At 45.4% G+C, this 16,795-nt stretch carries 16 protein-coding genes and 1 riboswitch; of the genes, 6 read left to right on the top strand and 10 right to left on the bottom strand.

The features are described 5' to 3' along the window. Positions 1 to 14: 14 nt before the first annotated feature. The 6 genes from ACF3OH_RS13160 to ACF3OH_RS13135 form a co-directional block, all read right to left on the bottom strand. The gene (locus ACF3OH_RS13160) at positions 15 to 467 is read right to left on the bottom strand and encodes an efflux RND transporter permease subunit (protein ID WP_392455075.1); all 453 of its coding nucleotides are present in this window, start codon (positions 465 to 467) and stop codon (positions 15 to 17) included. Positions 468 to 492: 25 nt separating this feature from the next. Further along, positions 493 to 1,047, bottom strand: a complete 555-nt coding sequence (locus tag ACF3OH_RS13155) for a TetR/AcrR family transcriptional regulator (protein ID WP_204589890.1) — start codon at positions 1,045 to 1,047, stop codon at positions 493 to 495. Between the two features lie 87 nt (positions 1,048 to 1,134). Beyond that, positions 1,135 to 2,094 (bottom strand): multidrug resistance efflux transporter family protein, encoded by a 960-nt coding sequence (locus ACF3OH_RS13150; protein WP_392455074.1) that lies wholly within the window; start codon positions 2,092 to 2,094, stop codon positions 1,135 to 1,137. Positions 2,095 to 2,110: 16 nt separating this feature from the next. Beyond that, positions 2,111 to 3,340, bottom strand: coding sequence for a peptidase T (gene pepT / locus ACF3OH_RS13145; protein ID WP_204589891.1), 1,230 nt, complete (start codon positions 3,338 to 3,340; stop codon positions 2,111 to 2,113). Between the two features lie 11 nt (positions 3,341 to 3,351). Next, a complete protein-coding gene (locus ACF3OH_RS13140; RefSeq protein WP_392455073.1) occupies positions 3,352 to 4,191 on the bottom strand; it encodes an STAS domain-containing protein in 840 nt (279 codons plus the stop codon). A 97-nt stretch (positions 4,192 to 4,288) separates the two neighbouring features. Beyond that, the gene (locus tag ACF3OH_RS13135; protein ID WP_392455071.1) at positions 4,289 to 5,989 is read right to left on the bottom strand and encodes a M3 family oligoendopeptidase; all 1,701 of its coding nucleotides are present in this window, start codon (positions 5,987 to 5,989) and stop codon (positions 4,289 to 4,291) included. Positions 5,990 to 6,162: 173 nt separating this feature from the next. Beyond that, positions 6,163 to 6,276, top strand: a riboswitch (SAM riboswitch). A 100-nt stretch (positions 6,277 to 6,376) separates the two neighbouring features. On the opposite strand from ACF3OH_RS13135, the gene ACF3OH_RS13130 reads away from it, so the two are divergent. Further along, the gene (locus tag ACF3OH_RS13130) at positions 6,377 to 7,675 is read left to right on the top strand and encodes an O-acetylhomoserine aminocarboxypropyltransferase/cysteine synthase family protein (protein WP_204589894.1); all 1,299 of its coding nucleotides are present in this window, start codon (positions 6,377 to 6,379) and stop codon (positions 7,673 to 7,675) included. A gap of 114 nt (positions 7,676 to 7,789) precedes the next feature. Next, on the top strand, positions 7,790 to 8,776 hold the full coding sequence (locus ACF3OH_RS13125) for a homoserine dehydrogenase (protein WP_392455070.1): 987 nt from the start codon (positions 7,790 to 7,792) through the stop codon (positions 8,774 to 8,776). Between the two features lie 642 nt (positions 8,777 to 9,418). On the opposite strand, the gene ACF3OH_RS13120 is transcribed toward ACF3OH_RS13125, so the two are convergent. The 3 genes from ACF3OH_RS13120 to ACF3OH_RS13110 form a co-directional block, all read right to left on the bottom strand. Further along, entirely contained in the window at positions 9,419 to 9,976 is a 558-nt protein-coding gene (locus tag ACF3OH_RS13120; protein WP_392455069.1) for a hypothetical protein, read from the bottom strand. A 109-nt stretch (positions 9,977 to 10,085) separates the two neighbouring features. After that, entirely contained in the window at positions 10,086 to 11,615 is a 1,530-nt protein-coding gene (locus tag ACF3OH_RS13115) for an AbgT family transporter (RefSeq protein ID WP_392455068.1), read from the bottom strand. 166 nt (positions 11,616 to 11,781) lie between these two features. Then, the gene (locus tag ACF3OH_RS13110; protein ID WP_392455067.1) at positions 11,782 to 12,012 is read right to left on the bottom strand and encodes an excisionase family DNA-binding protein; all 231 of its coding nucleotides are present in this window, start codon (positions 12,010 to 12,012) and stop codon (positions 11,782 to 11,784) included. 64 nt (positions 12,013 to 12,076) lie between these two features. Between ACF3OH_RS13110 and ACF3OH_RS13105 the strand changes: the two genes are divergently transcribed. Then, a complete protein-coding gene (locus ACF3OH_RS13105) occupies positions 12,077 to 12,964 on the top strand; it encodes a DMT family transporter (RefSeq protein WP_392455065.1) in 888 nt (295 codons plus the stop codon). Positions 12,965 to 13,132: 168 nt separating this feature from the next. On the opposite strand, the gene ACF3OH_RS13100 is transcribed toward ACF3OH_RS13105, so the two are convergent. Further along, on the bottom strand, positions 13,133 to 13,474 hold the full coding sequence (locus ACF3OH_RS13100) for a LytTR family DNA-binding domain-containing protein (protein ID WP_204589900.1): 342 nt from the start codon (positions 13,472 to 13,474) through the stop codon (positions 13,133 to 13,135). A gap of 168 nt (positions 13,475 to 13,642) precedes the next feature. On the opposite strand from ACF3OH_RS13100, the gene aceA reads away from it, so the two are divergent. Genes aceA through yhfH form a run of 3 tightly spaced genes read left to right on the top strand, consistent with a single transcriptional unit; the run spans position 13,643 to position 16,675 of the window. Further along, positions 13,643 to 14,926, top strand: coding sequence for an isocitrate lyase (gene aceA, locus ACF3OH_RS13095; protein ID WP_204589901.1), 1,284 nt, complete (start codon positions 13,643 to 13,645; stop codon positions 14,924 to 14,926). A gap of 20 nt (positions 14,927 to 14,946) precedes the next feature. Further along, positions 14,947 to 16,572, top strand: coding sequence for a malate synthase A (aceB, locus tag ACF3OH_RS13090; RefSeq protein WP_392455063.1), 1,626 nt, complete (start codon positions 14,947 to 14,949; stop codon positions 16,570 to 16,572). Continuing rightward, positions 16,553 to 16,675 (top strand): protein YhfH, encoded by a 123-nt coding sequence (gene yhfH / locus ACF3OH_RS13085; protein ID WP_094944531.1) that lies wholly within the window; start codon positions 16,553 to 16,555, stop codon positions 16,673 to 16,675. Before aceB ends, yhfH begins: the two co-directional genes overlap by 20 nt. Positions 16,676 to 16,795 lie beyond the last annotated feature (120 nt).

The following is a 16,795-nucleotide window of genomic DNA, read 5'->3' as shown; positions in this document are numbered from 1 at the left end:
CTTTTTTTGTTTGCTTACGTACCTACAGAAACAGAATTGATGCCTGGAATTTTCTCAAGAGCTGGGATAACTTCTGAATCTAGAAATTCATCTAAATCTACATCGTCTTCCCCGAATAAGGAGATATTGAAAATTGGGAAGGCACCGAATGATAAACGACTTACTTCAACCGCTGCTTCATCTGGAAGACCCGCTTCCGCAATCGTGTCGTAAGAAGCACTCTGTATTTCTTGAACACCTTCTAGACCTTCAAACGCCTGCTCGAGCGGTGTGATCACTTGTTCATTTACCGCATCAAGAGAAGCTCCTGGATAGACGATTTGTGCAGAGAGTTGTGGAAACTCAATGTTTGGAAGTAGATCGATTTTCAAACGACTGAATGAAAAGATTCCTAGCAAAATTAATAAGAACGAAAAGATAAAGATAGCTACAGCATTGCGTAAGCTAAATCGCGTGATCCACCCCATAGTGGCTCCTTCTTAAAGTGAAAGTTTAAAATCCGTTGATAACAATTTGATCGATTTGATTTTGAATTTCTTCTAACCTGGCTTCGTTGAAGGTAGGGTCCATAAAAATCTCATTACGAAAACTATCAAGCATTCCCGTATACAGTCTGGCCTTCATGTCTGCGTTTTCAATCCCGTGTTTCTCAAAAAATTGCTGAATAACAGCGATGTACTCTTCAATAAAGGCCATGAGAGCATCCATCGCCTCTTCATGTTTATGATTGAGTTGCAGATACATACCAGACCGGTGTCGCTGTTTCCACGTATTTTGAAGATGTGTCTTTGTAATGGCTTGAAGTGTCTCTTCAAATGAATGGTTTTGATTGATCTGGTGCTGGATGTTGGATAAAAAAAGTGAAAATGTAAATTTCATCATCTCCGTATAAAGGTCTTCCTTTGAAGGAAACATGGCATATAAAGTTGATTTTGAAATTTTGGCGAGCTTGGCGATCGTCAGCATTTTAGCCTCGAAAAACCCTTCTTTTCCGAAGGTTTCAAGAGCTGCAAAAAGAATGCGTGAACGCAGTTCTTGCTCGGTCATTAAACTCCTCCTTTCTTATCAGTACCCATGAGTACTCTGAATGTACACCCTCTGTATAACTCCTGTCAAACAAAAACCACATTTCTTTTAAGAAGAAATGTGGTGACTTGTCGACATATTAATTTTGCGCTGTTCCCAAACCGTATGAAGACTGTGTGCCACTAAACCGATGATGATAATGCCCATCCCTGCGAGTGCGATCGGAGCAGGAAGCGGGAGGCTTAGTAGGAGCATTTCACCCGCAACGACGAACAAGATTTCTGTAGACTGAGTAGCTTCAACAGAAGCAAGGCGGCTCTGGTTGTGTCGTGCTAAATCAGTTGCCATGAAAAACAAGACAGTCGCAATGATACCCGAGCTAATTCCGACTAAAAATGATTGGAAAACTTGACTGCCAGAGGGGAGGCCGACTGTAAACAGTGCATAGCCAGCCAGCACAAGCCAAGCAGGAAGCGAAGCAATCGTCATTCCTAAAACCCGTTGGTAGGAGTCCAGGCGACCGCCGACGTGTTGCATCATCTTCCGGTTCCCAAGTGGATATGCAAATGCGGCGACTAGAACCGGCAAAGCACCTAGGGCTAAAGTTGAAAGGGGAACAGATTCAGCTTGAGGAAGATGCAACAACACGATTCCGACAACAATGATTCCTGAGATGAGTAGAGCTGCTCGTGGAACTGTCTCGCGCTTTCCATTTGCTGATAGAAACAGTGGAGCCAAAAGAATACCCGCAATAATCGTGAATTGCCACATGCCAGCTACTAGCCATCCAGGGCCAAATGCTGCGGCATACGTAAGAGGTGCGTAAAACAGCACAAATCCAACAAAGCTCCAAAGCAACCAAGGCTTTGGAGCGGATGTCATATCGTTAGTAAGGGCAGGTAGTCCTTTTCGGAAGTAGACGATGGCAATCAGAAAGGGCACCATGAAGAAGTAGCGTAGAGAAGCGCTCCACATCCAACTTCCTCCTGACAGCTCCATTGCATGATTTAAAATGAATGTCACTGCAAAAAACAGTGCGGACAAAATTCCTAAGCTGATTGCCTTCATTGCTTCATCCCGTCCTTTAATTTGTTGGTTGTACGGCGCGTTTCACGATTTCTTGTACGACTTGTGTCGCTTTTTCCATGTTTTCAATTGAAATATATTCATATTTGCCATGATAGTTTTCGCCGCCTGTGAAAATGTTTGGCGTCGGCATGCCCATGTAAGATAGTTGTGAGCCATCCGTACCACCGCGGATTGGAATAATAAGAGGTGCAATTTCTAAATCTTCCATGATTGCTTTCACATGATCGACGATATGCATAACAGGCGTGATCTTCTCACCCATGTTGTAGTACTGGTCGTTTAGTTCAACTGTGATTGCGTCCTCTCCGTACTGTGCACGGATTGCATTTGCCGCATCATGGAAACGTTGTTTTTTCTCTTCAAATTTTGCTTTATCAAAGTCTCGGATGATATAGTCCATCACAGTTTTTTCGACTTTGCCGTGAATGTCCATCAAGTGAACGAACCCATCATAGCCATCCGTCTTTTCTGGTACTTCTTGTGGAGGCATATGCGACTGGAATTTCATCGCCATCGTGATGGCATTGACCATCTTATCTTTCGCAGAACCTGGGTGAACGCTGACTCCATGTGTTGTCACGCGTGCGCCTGCTGCATTAAAGCTTTCGAATTGTAGTTCGCCAAGAGGGCCACCGTCCATCGTGTACGCATAATCTGCACCAAATGCTTCCACGTCAAACTTGTGCGGGCCTCTACCGATTTCTTCATCCGGTGTAAAACCGACACGAATCTTACCATGCGGAATATCTGGGTTTTGTAAAAAGTAATCCATCGCTGTCAAGATGATGGCGATACCTGCTTTATTATCTGCACCTAGAAGGGTTGTTCCATCCGTCGTCATCAGTGTGTGGCCTTTGTAGTTTTTGAGTTCTGGGAAGTCGGCCACTTTCATGACCGTTGAGTCGTTTAACGGAAGATCTTCGCCATCATAGTTTTCGACGAGTTGAGGCTTCACATCTTTCCCCGTGTAATCTGTCGCAGTATCCACGTGTGCTAAGAAGCCGATCGTTGGAACGTCTTCAGTAGTTGTCGCAGGAAGAGTAGCAAATAGATAGCCGTTGTCATCAAGCGTGATCTCTGTCATTCCCATCGTTTCAAGTTCTTCTTTGAGTACATGAAGCAGATCCCATTGACCTTCAGTTGAAGGGGTGGACGTGCTTGCTGCGTCAGATTGTGTATCAATTTTCACGTAACGCGTCAGGCGTTCGATTAATGTGTGTTTCATCTAAATCCTCCTTATTTTTCAGTGAACAGACGTTGAACAGCGCGTTCAATTGTAGAGATTGTGTTGACATCTTGGAAGCTGATGCCGAGTTGAACAGCTGTTTGGGCAATCTCTGGACGAATTCCCGATAGTGTCGATTCAACACCTAGAAGGCGTAAAGCCTCAATCAATTGGAAAATCTGTTGAGCAACCATTGTATCGATGATGGCCACTCCAGAAATATCTATGAGTAAGCTGTGGACACGCTTTTGTGTACATTGAGAAAGTGCGTTTTCAAATATGTATTTCGCGCGGTTTGTATCAATATCGCCAACGAGTGGTAATAGAGCAACCCCATTACTGAGCGAAATAACTGGCGTGCTGAGCTCATTGATCATCTCTTGTTGTGCACGTAACTTAGAAAGTGAGTAGTTATGATGCTCTTCTGTGAACCATGTCATGAGCTTGCCAAACATTTTTGTGACACTTGCAATCCACTTCTGTACAGTCTCATGCGAAAGGTCTTCAGCTTGTCGTTCATATTTAAACAATAACTCTATATATTGTTGTTGGGTATTGAAAAATTCTTGCAGGATATGGTGAAGCGGTGTGTTTAGATGTTCTGGGTCACGTGCAATCTCTAACACCCATTCTTCAAAATGTTTTACGAATACCTCTTCGTCTTCAATAAAGAGTTTACAAAAACGCTCATGAAATCCGTGGTTTTGCTCTTTGATTGTCTGGATCACTTTAGGGTCGTTCGATGCGTAGACCCCGCTTGTCGAGTTTTTATCAAGGGCTGCATACCACGCTTCTGTTAAGTCCCATGTGTTGTTCACTAGATAGTCGTAAAGCTTTTGTTCGGGTGTCATTACACAATCTCTCCTTTAAGGTAGAATCACTTAACTCCTAGTGTAGAGGACAATCATGAAAATAGGCAAGTCCGCGCGGGACCTGCCTACTTACAAGTTAAAGTGCCTCGTCATTCACGCTGTTTAAATACGCTTCGATTTCTTCAATGACGCCTTCGATGCTGCCTTGTTCAAACGGTGATTTCAGGTTTGCCGCTTCTACTAACTTTGTGAATGGAAGAGATCCTCCAAGAGTACAAAGGTGAAGGTAGTCTTTCCAAGCGCCCTCAAAATCTTCACGTGAACGTTTCCAGAACTGGAATGCACAGATTTGCGCGAGTGTATAATCAATGTAATAGAAAGGTGATGCATAGATGTGGCCTTGGCGCTGCCAGAATGACCCTTCTTCTAGATAGGCATTCCCATCATAGTCGCGATGAGGCAGATACGTTTGTTCGATCTTTTTCCAGGCTGCTTTACGCTCAGCTGGTGTCATTTCAGGATTTTCATAAACAACATGCTGGAATTCATCGACAGCTACCCCATAGGGTAAGAACAATAGCCCGCTCATCAAGTGCGAATACTTATATTTTTCTGTCTGGTCTTTAAAGAAGTTTTCCATCCATGGCCATGTGAAAAACTCCATACTCATCGAATGAATTTCTGCAGATTCATAAGTCGGCCAAATGTACTCAGGAATTCCAATGTTGCGGCTTGAGAATACCTGGAATGCGTGACCCGCTTCGTGTGTTAACACGTCGATGTCCCCAGATGTCCCATTAAAGTTTGAGAAGATGAACGGAGAATCGTGGTTTTCGATAAATGTACAATATCCGCCTGCTTCTTTCCCTTTTTTCGCGACAAGGTCCATCAAATTACGGTCGAGCATGAACTGGAAAAACTCGTTTGTCTCAGGAGACAGCTCTTCGTACATCTTCTTTCCACCATCAATGATCCATTCAGGCGAACCTTGTGGCGTTGCGTTTCCTGTTAAGAAGGTTAGTGGCTCATCGTAGTGTTTTAATTTCTCTACACCGATGCGCTTTGCTTGTTTCTCATACAGTTTAGTCGCGACAGGTACAATATAGTCGCGCACTTGGTCGCGGAACGTCTTTACCATCTCCGCATTGTAATCGATACGGTTCATACGGATATAGCCAAGTTCGACGAAGTTTTTATAGCCCATCTTGTGCGCAATCTCTGTACGTACTTTTACAAGCTCATCATAAATTGCATCGAATTTCTCTGCGTGAGATGCGAAGAAACCAAACGATGCTTCTTTTGCCTTTTTACGCGTTTCACGGTCTGTCGATTCTGCAAACGGTCCTAGTTGAGCAAGTGTCAGCGTCTCGCCGTTAAATTCAACTTGAGCAGAAGCCACAAGCTTTGAATAATCCGATGCCAATTTATTTTCTTTTTGAAGAAGTGGCATGATCTCTGGTGAGAACGATTTGATTTGGAACTCGGCTAAATCAAACAATTGTTGTCCCCAGCGTTCTTCTAAATTTGAACGAAATGGTGAGTCTACAAGGGCTTTGTAATAGTCTGTCACGATCTCTTCCATCTCAGGAGAGATTTCATCAAAATAATCCCGTTCACTTTGATAAAATTCATCGTTCGTGTCAATGGATGCGCGGATGTAGACAAGGTTTGCCATTGTCGAAAAGTCTGCACGCAGTGTGTTGAGAGTTTGAATCGCTTCATTTTGCTCTTCATAAGAAGACGCGGCCTTGAATGCTTCTACTGCCTCTTTTGCGCGTGATTTGAGAGCAACCATATCCGGACGTTCATATGTATACTCTTGGAATTGTGTTGTCATGCAAAATCCTCCTTGGATTCTTCGATAATCGAAGGTCTCACCGTCTATTCTTTCGCAATTCAGAGTGTTTGGCAAGCGATTTCTGGCTGAAAAAACAGAAAATTTCAAATGGGGTGTTGACAGATGTTTCCTTGCTGTTTTATACTTCAATGCAATAGACAGACGTATATGTACTCTTATCCAGAGTGGCGGAGGGACTAGGCCCTGCGAAGCCCGGCAACCAACAAGCAATTTTGCTTGGAAAGGTGCTAATTCCTACAGATCGATTTCGGTCTGGAAGATAAGAGGAGGACAAGCTGAGGCTCCTCTTCTTAATTGAAGAGGGGCTTTTTCATTGTCTCTTCCTCTCTGGATGTCTGCTCTACCCAACAAAAAGGAGGAAGAACAATGACAAACTTACGACCAGAAACGATTTTACTTCACGGAGGCCAACAACCAGACCCCGTCACAGGATCACGCGCGGTACCCATCCATAAGACCACTTCATTCGTTTTCCAAAACACAGAGCACGCGCAAAATTTATTCGCACTGAAAGAGGCAGGCAACATTTACACACGTATCGGCAATCCGACAGTCGATGTGTTTGAACAACGCGTCGCCCAACTTGAAGGAGGGACAGCTGCCGTTGCATTATCCTCTGGAATGTCTGCAATCGCCTTTTCTATTTTGAATATTGCAGGGGCAGGCGATGAAATTGTTGCCGCATCGAACCTGTACGGTGGAACATACAACTTATTCGCCCATACACTTCCACGCTACGGAATCACTGTGAAGTTTGTCGATTCCACAGATCCTGAGAATTTCCGTGCAGCGGTCACTTCGAACACGAAAGGTTTCTTTGCTGAAACGATTGGAAATCCAAGTTTGAACGTACTGGATATCGAAGCAGTCGCGCAGGTTGCGAACGAAGTGGGTGTACCTCTCTTGATCGATAACACATTTGCTACACCGTACGGAACACAGCCGATTCGCCACGGTGCCCACGTTGTCATCCATTCCGCTACAAAATGGATTGGTGGGCACGGGACTACAATTGGAGGTGTAGTGGTCGATGGCGGAAATTTTGACTGGAACTCAGATAAATTCCCGGGATATACAGAGCCAGACGTGACCTACCACGGTCTGCGTTACGGAATTGACGTACCACAAGTAGCATTTGCTATCCGACTTCGCGTGCAATTGCTGCGTGATTTTGGACCCGCTCTAAGCCCGGAATCGGCTTTTTCTTTCCTGCAAGGTCTGGAGACACTTCACTTACGCGTCCCAAGGCACAATGAGAACGCACAAGTTGTGGCAAACTATTTGAAGCAACATGAAGAAGTAGAGTGGGTGAACTATCCGGGACTTGAAGAGCATCCTTCTCATGAACTGGCGAAGAAGTATTTAGGACAAGGTGCCGGCTCGATTCTAACGTTCGGAGTAAAAGGTGGGAAACAGGCAGGGCAATTATTAATTGATTCCATTCCATTGTTCTCGCATGTAGCAAATGTAGGAGATGCCAAATCATTGATTATCCATCCGGCCTCCACGACACACCAGCAATTAGGTGAAGGTGAAGAACTTGCGCGAACAGGTGTGACGCCAGAACTTGTTCGTTTGTCGATTGGATTGGAGCATATTGACGATATTTTAGAAGCACTAGATGCAGGATTACAAGCTGTTAAAAAAGCCGCTCTTCCCGTCTAATTTGTCCATACAAGAAAAACAAATGTATCCTCAGGAAAGATTTTTCTTGTTTTCTTTAAAATCTTCCTCTAAAATAGGAAAAATACTACGGTGAATGGACTTGGAGGAATGAAGATGGCAAAACTACGAGCAGCAATTTTAGGATACGGGACAGTGGGACAAGGAATCTACCGCATTTTGCAAGATAAAGGAGAAGAGTTGCAACGCTCTCTTGGCCTCGACATTGAAGTTGGCGCAATTCTTGTGAATGATTTGGAAAAACCTCGTCCTGCAACCCCGGGCGTTCTCATCACAGATAAGTTCGACGACATCTTGGCCATTCCTGGATTGCAGGTCGTATTTGAAGCGATTGTAGGGGAAGACCCAGCCTATGGGTATTTATGCCGGGCAATTGACAAAGGGTGCCATGTCATCACAGCAAATAAAGTCATGTTCTCGCGCTATCATATCGATCTTCATGAACGAGCGAAATCAAAGGGTGTCTATATCGGGTACGAAGCCACTACAGCAGGGGGCGTACCGGTCATCAAGACCCTCAAGAACCTGTTGCAAGTCAACACGGTCCATCGCATTCAAGGGATTTTGAACGGGACGTCGAATTATATCCTGACTTCAATGCGCACAGACAATAGTGCCTTCGACGCTGCACTTCGTGATGCGCAAGCACTTGGCTATGCAGAAGCAGATCCTTACAACGATGTATCCGGAATGGATGCGTTTCATAAGCTGATGATTTTGAGTGCGCTCGCATTTGATAAACAACCAGAACGAAGCGAGGTGGATGTAAGAGGAATCGATACAATTACATTAGACGATATTCAGCGCGCACAGTCGGAAGGCTTACGCTACCGTCATGTCGCTGAAATCGTTCAGCACCCCGATGGACGTTTAGAAGCTTCTGTAGGCCCACAACTAGTGGGACCAGACCACCCACTGTATGCAATCGAAGGAGTGAACAATGCAGTGGCAGTCGATACAAACTACATCGGCACATTGACACTTGTTGGCCCTGGAGCAGGGATGTACCCGACGGCGAGTGTGATGGTAGAAGATTACGCGGAGATTATTGGGAAGCGGGCTGGGTTTATGATTTCGATTTAGTTTTAGATGTGGAGCCGACTGTTCAGAAATTGTGCAAGATGACAGCGGAGCCCGTGAAGCGCTCTTTGCTTCATGGGATGCGATGGCTTCTTGCGGGATTTCTAGGAGGCGCAACTCGATTCCATTCGAAGTCGAAACCACAACCAGCCTTTGCGGGCGCGGCTGATTCCGAAGCGTGTTTCTGGCGTTCGCAACTCGATTCCATTAAGATGTGGAGCCGACTGTTCAGAAATTGTGCAAAGTAAGACGTTGAGTTCCACTGCGAGGCTGCTTTCCGTGGGCGCTGCGTGAGCTTCCTCGTCGCAGGCTCCTGCGGGATCTCACGGCAGACTGGAATCCCACTGGAGTCAACCCCTCCATTCCACTCAACTTTAGATTTAGATGTGGAGAACGCCGGCATACACCAATTTGGGTGTATGCCGGTTTTTTGTTTGCGAACTGAGCGGTCGTTCTTCTACCGAAACCATACTTTCTTCTACCGAAACTTAGATTTATTCTACCCAAATCCACATTTCTTCTACCGAAGTCATATTATGGAAACTAATTCAAATCCCAAACGTCCACTATCCCAAAATTTTTCCTAGCAAGGGCATGAATCCAGCGAAAAAACAGTATCCTCTCTTTCGAGAAGATACTGTTTTTTTAGTTCTCTATAATTTGTTCAGCAAAGTTGAATGCTTCGTCAATCGTTTGGTTAACTGCTAGATAGTACGTAATCATATATCCAGCGCCATCTTTATCGAACCCGATCACCGCTGTGTCGCGTACAGGGCCAGGAATCACTTTATAGGCCACTTCTTTGCCTGCAATTTCCTGCGTTTCCGCGTCAGCTAGTTCTCCAAAAGTTTCTGGAAAGATATCAAGTTCTGCTAATGGTGCGTCTTTAAATAAGTCACCGTGTAATACTTCATACTCATTTTGCTCACTCCACGTATCTACGTTGAATCCATCTGCTGGCTTCGTCGTTGTTTGATAAATCAAGTGAGCCGACGTAGACTCAGCCGCCGAGTCCAGATACGCAAGACCGATATCATGATTTTGCATAGTAGGGATTGAAACGTCTGTCCCCAATGCTTCTTCAATTTTTGTTTCAACTTCTCCAGCAGGACCTGTCGCTTCTGAGGATGGTGTCTCTACTGTTTCATCTTGACACCCAACTAAAAATGCGAGGGCTGCCATAGGTAAAAGCCATTTCTTCATAATCTGATAATTCCTCCTCTTCTCTTCGTTACTTTATCACTGATTGAAAAATCTGAAAAGAGGGCGAGAGAACTAAAAAACCGACTCTCAAAAGAGAGCCGGCTAGTAATTATTCAGGCATATAAATTCCAGAACCAGGACCTAGGTCGATTCCGAACGCCATCCATACAAATAACATGATTGTCCAAACGACAAAGAATGCAATGGAGTATGGAAGCATAGTAGCGATCAACGTACCAATTCCTACTTTTTTGTCATACTTCTGAGCAAACGCGATTACGATTGCGAAGTATGGCATTAGTGGCGAAATGATATTTGTTGAAGAGTCAGCGATACGGTAGACAACTTGTGTCAATTCCGGTGAGTAGCCAAGCTCCATCATGATCGGCACGAATACCGGCGCCATGATTGCCCATTTTGCTGAAGCACTTCCGATGAAGAGGTTAATGAAACCAGTAATTAATAGGAAGGCTAAGATTAACGGGAAGCCTGTAAATCCTGTACTATCTAAGAATTCAGCCCCGTTTACTGCGAGCACAAGGCCGAGATTCGACGTTGTAAAGTAAGCAACGAATTGAGCAGCAACGAAGGCAAGAACGATGTATGAACCCATTGTTTCCATCGTTTCAGACAACTGATTCGCTACATCTTTGTCGTTGCGGATTGCTTTTGTGATGACACCATATACAAACCCAGGGACAATGAAGAGAATCAAGATAACCGGAACAAGTACTTGGAAGAATGGCGCGTTGACGATTTCTTCAGCACCTGCACGAAGTGGCCCCCAAGAAGGAACAACTAGTAGAGCGATTCCGATTGAAACGACGATGATGGAAGCAAGAGCTCCCCAAAGTCCTTTTTTCTCAAGAGAAGAAAGTGTATTGACTTCTTCTGTAACCGTTCCTTTGTATGCACCTAAACGTGGCTCAACAATTTTCTCAGTTACAAGTGTACCTACGATTGTGATCATGAATACAGATGCAATCATGAAGTAGTAGTTCATTGCGTAGTTAATGGACTCTGCGTATTCAGGATTCAAAATTGCAGCTGCATCTTGCGTGATTCCACCTAACAATGGATCAAGAGATGTTAGCAACAAGTTTGCACTGAATCCACCAGATACCCCAGCGAACGCAGCAGCTAGACCTGCAAGTGGGTGACGACCCATCCCAGCGAAAAGAACGGCTCCAAGTGGAGTTAGAACAACATACCCAGCATCTGCAGCCATGGATGACATAACACCACCAAATACTAATGCAGCTGTAAGAAGTTGTTTTGGCACAGACGTGACTAGTCCACGAAGAGCGGCACTGATCAAACCTGAACGTTCAGCAAGACCAATTCCGAGCATTGTGACAAGAACAGTTCCAAGGGGTGCGAATCCTGTGAAGTTTGTGACCATGCTCTGGAACAGGTACAAGATTCCTTCTGAATTAAGTAAGTTTCTAACCGTTAACGTTTCTCCTGGATTCATCGGATCTTCTACACTTACGCCGAGTGTTGAGAAGATAGCGGAAAGCACTAAGATGAGAACAGAGAAAATCGCAAATAACGTAACCGGGTGCGGCAATTTATTTCCTGTACGCTCGATACCATCGAGGGAACGAAGAATGAAGCCACGGTTTTTCGTGTTTTCCATTTCAAAACCTCCAAATCATATCACTATTCTGACAATTACCTGTATAGGCATTTGTTTATTATAAGAAGAAATGCTCCGAATAGAAAGTCATCTGCAAATATCCGGAATTGCAAAAGGATTGTGAATAGGGGGAACAGTAAAAATCCCAATCGCATCAGGATTGGGATTAGTCTTCATCTTTTATGTCCGGATCTTCAGGGATTGGGGTATTCCGCCACTCCTCAATTAAAGCTTTGACATGTTCCAGCTGTTCAAAGTGACGTGTGAATTGTTCGTCATTAATCAGAAACTGTTCCCCGTCATGTAAAGCTTTAATGCGTCTTTCGAGAATATAGCGCCGAACTTGTTCTTCTGGCATACCGAGGTAAGCGGCTGTTTCTTCAAGAGTCCTATACATTTTTAGGTGACCTCCTTGTATACTGAATAGATAGAGTGATTACTAGCTGCAAGGAGCGATTTCATTGTCTAGTTTACCATACATACTTGTTTTACTTGGCGCAATCTTATGGGGAACGACGGGAACTGCGCAAACATTTTTACCTGAAGATGCGCATCCATTTGTTGTTGCGGCAGCACGTTCTGCAATTGGGGGATTTGCTTTGTTGATTCCGCTCGTCGTGATGCGGAAAATTGATTTTCGGAATTGGTCGTGGAAAGAAACAATTCTCGCAGCGCTTTGTATCGGTCTCTTTCAAATGCTGTTCTTTAGCAGTGTTAAACTCACTGGTGTTGCGATTGCGAGTGTAGTTGCAATCGGGAGTGCGCCCGTGTTCTCGGGTCTTGTCGAGTGGTTCATCTTTAAACAAAGACCGACTCGTATCTGGATGGTGTCGACATTGTTTGCACTTGTCGGATGCGGTTTTTTGTTCTTAAATTCTGGTGCAGTCACCGTAAATCCAGTGGGCGTGATGCTCTCTCTTGGAGCCGGAATCGTGTTTGCAATCTACACGATGTCGAGCAAAGTACTTGTTGCGAAACAAGATGCCATGTCAGCAGTCGCCATGACATTTAGCGTCGCGGCTATTTTGTTGAGTCCATTCTACGTAGTGAATGGAGCAGCGTGGACCGTTGAACCTACAAATGCAGGGATTCTTCTGTATCTTGGGATTGGCACGACGACTATTGCCTATGTGTTTTACACGACAGGTCTGAAAAAGATTCCGTCGAGTTCCGCACTTACATTGTCCCTTGCTGAACCGACGACTGCCGCTGTGCTAGGAGTGTTAGTTGTTGGAGAAATCTTTACATGGAATTCATGGGTGGGGATTGTTCTTCTTCTCGGAAGTATTGTTGTTCTAACTATAGGTGCGAGGTACCAACGTCCACTAAAAAACCCTGAGGCTGTTTAAGTGCTCAGGGTTTTCTTCTGTCTTATAGCGTTTGTTCACCAATTGTGTCGGGAGATTCGCAGTCTAATGCTTGCCGTTCACCAATTGTGTCGGGAGATTCGCAGTCTAATGCTTGCCGTTCACCAATTGTGTCGGGAGATTCGCAGGAAGGTGATGTTATGGAAACTATTACATCCCTAAAATCCGCTTCACGTCCGCTAAATACGACTGGCCCACGGGCAACTCGCTGCCATCTTCAAGTACCATGATGAGATTCGAGGCGAGGTCCCGCGTGATTCGATCGACCGCTACTAGATTTACAATAAACGACCGGTGGATCCGGACAAAATCTTCTGGCAGTCGTCGCTCGAGCTCCTTCAGCGGATGTGTGACAGAATAGGCTTCCCCGTCTGCGTACACCCACGTCTTCTTATGTAAACTCTCCACGTGTGTTATAGAAGAAAGGCGCAAAGGCTTCCAATCCTCCTCTTGTCGAACCGTTAAAAAGCGAGTTGCAGTGAGCTGTTCCATTGTGTTCCTCCTTTGATTTTCAAGTTTATCGCGAAAAAAAGTGGGTTTATCCAAAAATTTCAGCGGTTTATCAAAAAGCCGTGTCATTTTGAATTATCTGTTATATATTAATTTACAAGAACTATAACTGTTATGCAACAGAAACTTACGCGAAGGGTGAGATACAGGATGATGACACGACAAGAGCAGGTTGAACAACTACGTAAAGAATGGAACGAAAATGAACGTTGGCAAGGAATTGAACGTCCATATTCTCCGGAAGAGGTTGTAAAGCTACGCGGTTCGGTTGTAGTAGAGCAGACGCTGGCACGACGTGGAGCAGATCGACTTTGGAACTCACTTCATACAGAAGATTTTATTAACGCGCTGGGTGCACTTACTGGGAACCAAGCCGTTCAACAAGTGAAAGCAGGCTTGCAAGCTATCTATTTAAGCGGATGGCAGGTAGCAGCAGATGCAAACCTTTCCGGTCAAATGTATCCAGACCAGAGCTTGTACCCGGCAAACTCAGTCCCAGCAGTGGTGAAGCGGATCAACCAAGCACTACAGCGCGCGGATCAAATTGATCATGCAGAAGGACGCGAAGATGGATTTGACTGGTTTGCACCAATCGTTGCAGATGCAGAAGCAGGATTTGGCGGACCACTGAACGTATTCGAATTGATTAAAGGGATGATTGAAGCCGGAGCAGCGGGCGTCCACTTAGAAGATCAACTCGCTTCAGAGAAAAAATGTGGACACTTGGGCGGGAAAGTTCTTCTCCCAACACAGAATGCTATCCGCAACTTAGTGGCAGCTCGACTAGCAGCAGACGTACTAGACGTTCCAACCTTGATCGTAGCACGCACAGATGCAGATGCAGCGGACATGGTGACAAGTGATATCGATGAGCGCGATCACGCATTCATCACAGGCGAGCGTACACCAGAAGGATTCTTCAAAACAAACCCTGGTATCGAACAAGCCATTGCACGTGGACTTGCGTACGCTCCGTATGCAGACCTTGTCTGGTGTGAAACGTCTCACCCGAGTTTAGAAGAAGCGAAACAATTCGCAGATGCAATTCACGCGCAGTTCCCAGGAAAGATGCTCGCGTATAACTGTTCACCATCCTTTAACTGGGAAGCAAACCTAGACCAGGAGACAATTGCGAAATACCAAGTCGAACTTGGCAAGATGGGCTACAAGTTCCAGTTCGTGACACTTGCAGGTTTCCATAGCTTGAACCACGGTATGTTCGAACTAGCGCATGCTTACAAAACAGAAGGAATGGCTGCTTACTCTCGCTTGCAACAAGCTGAATTTGATTCAGAAGTAAAAGGATACACAGCGACGAAGCACCAACGCGAAGTTGGAACTGGATACTTTGATGAAGTATCACAGATCGTTTCAGGTGGTATGTCGTCGACAACCGCAATGAAAGGCTCAACAGAAGTCGCGCAATTTGCGTGATTCGGGAAGGAGGGAAACTGATGACGCAACTGACTACTTCGATTGAAATCAAAGCGCCTCAGGATGAAGCCGTCCACCAGGTGCTGACACCGGAAGCCCTGCAGTTTCTAGAAGGACTCCACCGGACATTCAATGCACGTCGAAAAGAGCTTTTAGAGGCACGTGAAGTGCGTCAAAAAGAACTAGAATCGGGCAGCAAGCTCGACTTTTTACCAGAGACGAAAGAGATTCGGGAAGGCGACTGGACGGTCGCCGAACTCCCGAAAGATTTACAAGACCGCCGTGTGGAAATCACGGGACCTGTTGACCGGAAGATGGTTATCAATGCCTTGAACTCAGGGGCAAAACTATTCATGGCTTGTTTCGAAGATGCGACAGCACCGACGTGGCATAACATGATCCATGGTCAGATTAATATGTACGATGCGATTCGGAAGACAATTTCCTACACGCAGCCTGGGACTGGCAAGACCTACGCATTAAACGACGAGGTCGCAGTACTACAAATTCGCCCACGTGGGTGGCATTTGCTAGAGAAGCATGTGGAAGTAGACGGAGAGCCTATGTCAGGGGGACTATTCGATTTCGGACTCTATTTCTTTCACAACGCCAAAGAATTGTTGGCCCGAGGAAGTGGCCCGTATTTCTATCTACCGAAGCTCGAGCATCATTTAGAAGCGCGTTTATGGAATGACGTGTTTAGATATGCACAAGATACACTTGGGGTTCCCCAAGGCTCGATTCGTGCAACGGTGCTGATCGAGACGATACCTGCAGCTTTCCAAATGGACGAGATCTTGTACGAATTACGTGACCATTCAGCTGGTTTGAACTGTGGGCGTTGGGATTATATCTTCAGCTACATTAAACGTCTGCGGAATCAACCGGACGTTATCTTGCCGGATCGTGGTCAAGTCACGATGACCTCACCATTCATGCGCGCGTATACATTACTTGCCATTAAGACGTGCCATAAACGTAATGCGCCGGCGATGGGTGGGATGGCTGCTCAAATCCCGATTAAAGGAGACGAAGCAGCAAACGCGGCGGCATTTGATAAAGTACGAGAAGACAAACGCCGTGAAGTGACGGATGGGCATGACGGCACATGGGTTGCACACCCAGCGTTAGTTGCCGTGGCACTCGATGAGTTCAACGAGCATATGCCAGAGCCGAACCAGATTTCGCGAAAGCGAGACGATGTAACTGTAACAGCTGAAGACTTAGTGGAAGTATTGAAGGGCACTATCACAGAAAATGGTTTACGTGTGAACTGCTCAGTAGGTGTCCAGTACATCGCTTCATGGTTACGAGGGAACGGAGCAGCACCTATCAATCACTTGATGGAAGACGCTGCAACAGCCGAAATCTCTCGCACCCAAGTCTGGCAATGGATTCGCCATCCGGAAGGGAAGGTAGAGGATGGGCGTAAAATTACAGCTGACCTTGTAGACCAAGTCCTCGAGGAAGAATTGCACAAGCTACAAGAGCAATTTGGAAACGATGTATATGCCAACGGACGATTTGAAGAGGCTGCTAGTCTCTTTAGACGATTAGTTCTAAACGATGAGTTTATCGAGTTTCTCACAGTACCTGGCTATGACCAGTTGGAGGAGGTGACTGACCATGAATCAACCGAATCGTGAAGCGAACCCAAAAGTATGCCGCGAGTGTGGCACTGTCATTCGTGAGCAAGTCGAGTCTCAACTATTTGAATGCGAGCGTTGCTTGAACAACCAACCGGAATAACTTAGAGTGCCCCTTCTGCTTCAGCAGAAGGGGTTTTTTCTAAGGAAGGCCGAATTTAGTTTCCATAAAATCATTTGGGGCGTTAATCAAGGAAGTACGGGCGTTAATTCAAGCTTACAG

Source organism: Chryseomicrobium aureum, from assembly GCF_043182735.1.
In the GTDB taxonomy this organism is placed as follows: Bacteria; Bacillota; Bacilli; order Bacillales_A; family Planococcaceae; genus Chryseomicrobium; species Chryseomicrobium aureum.
Note: the sequence above shows the minus strand (reverse complement) of the source record. Positions and strands in the feature narration are given on the sequence as shown.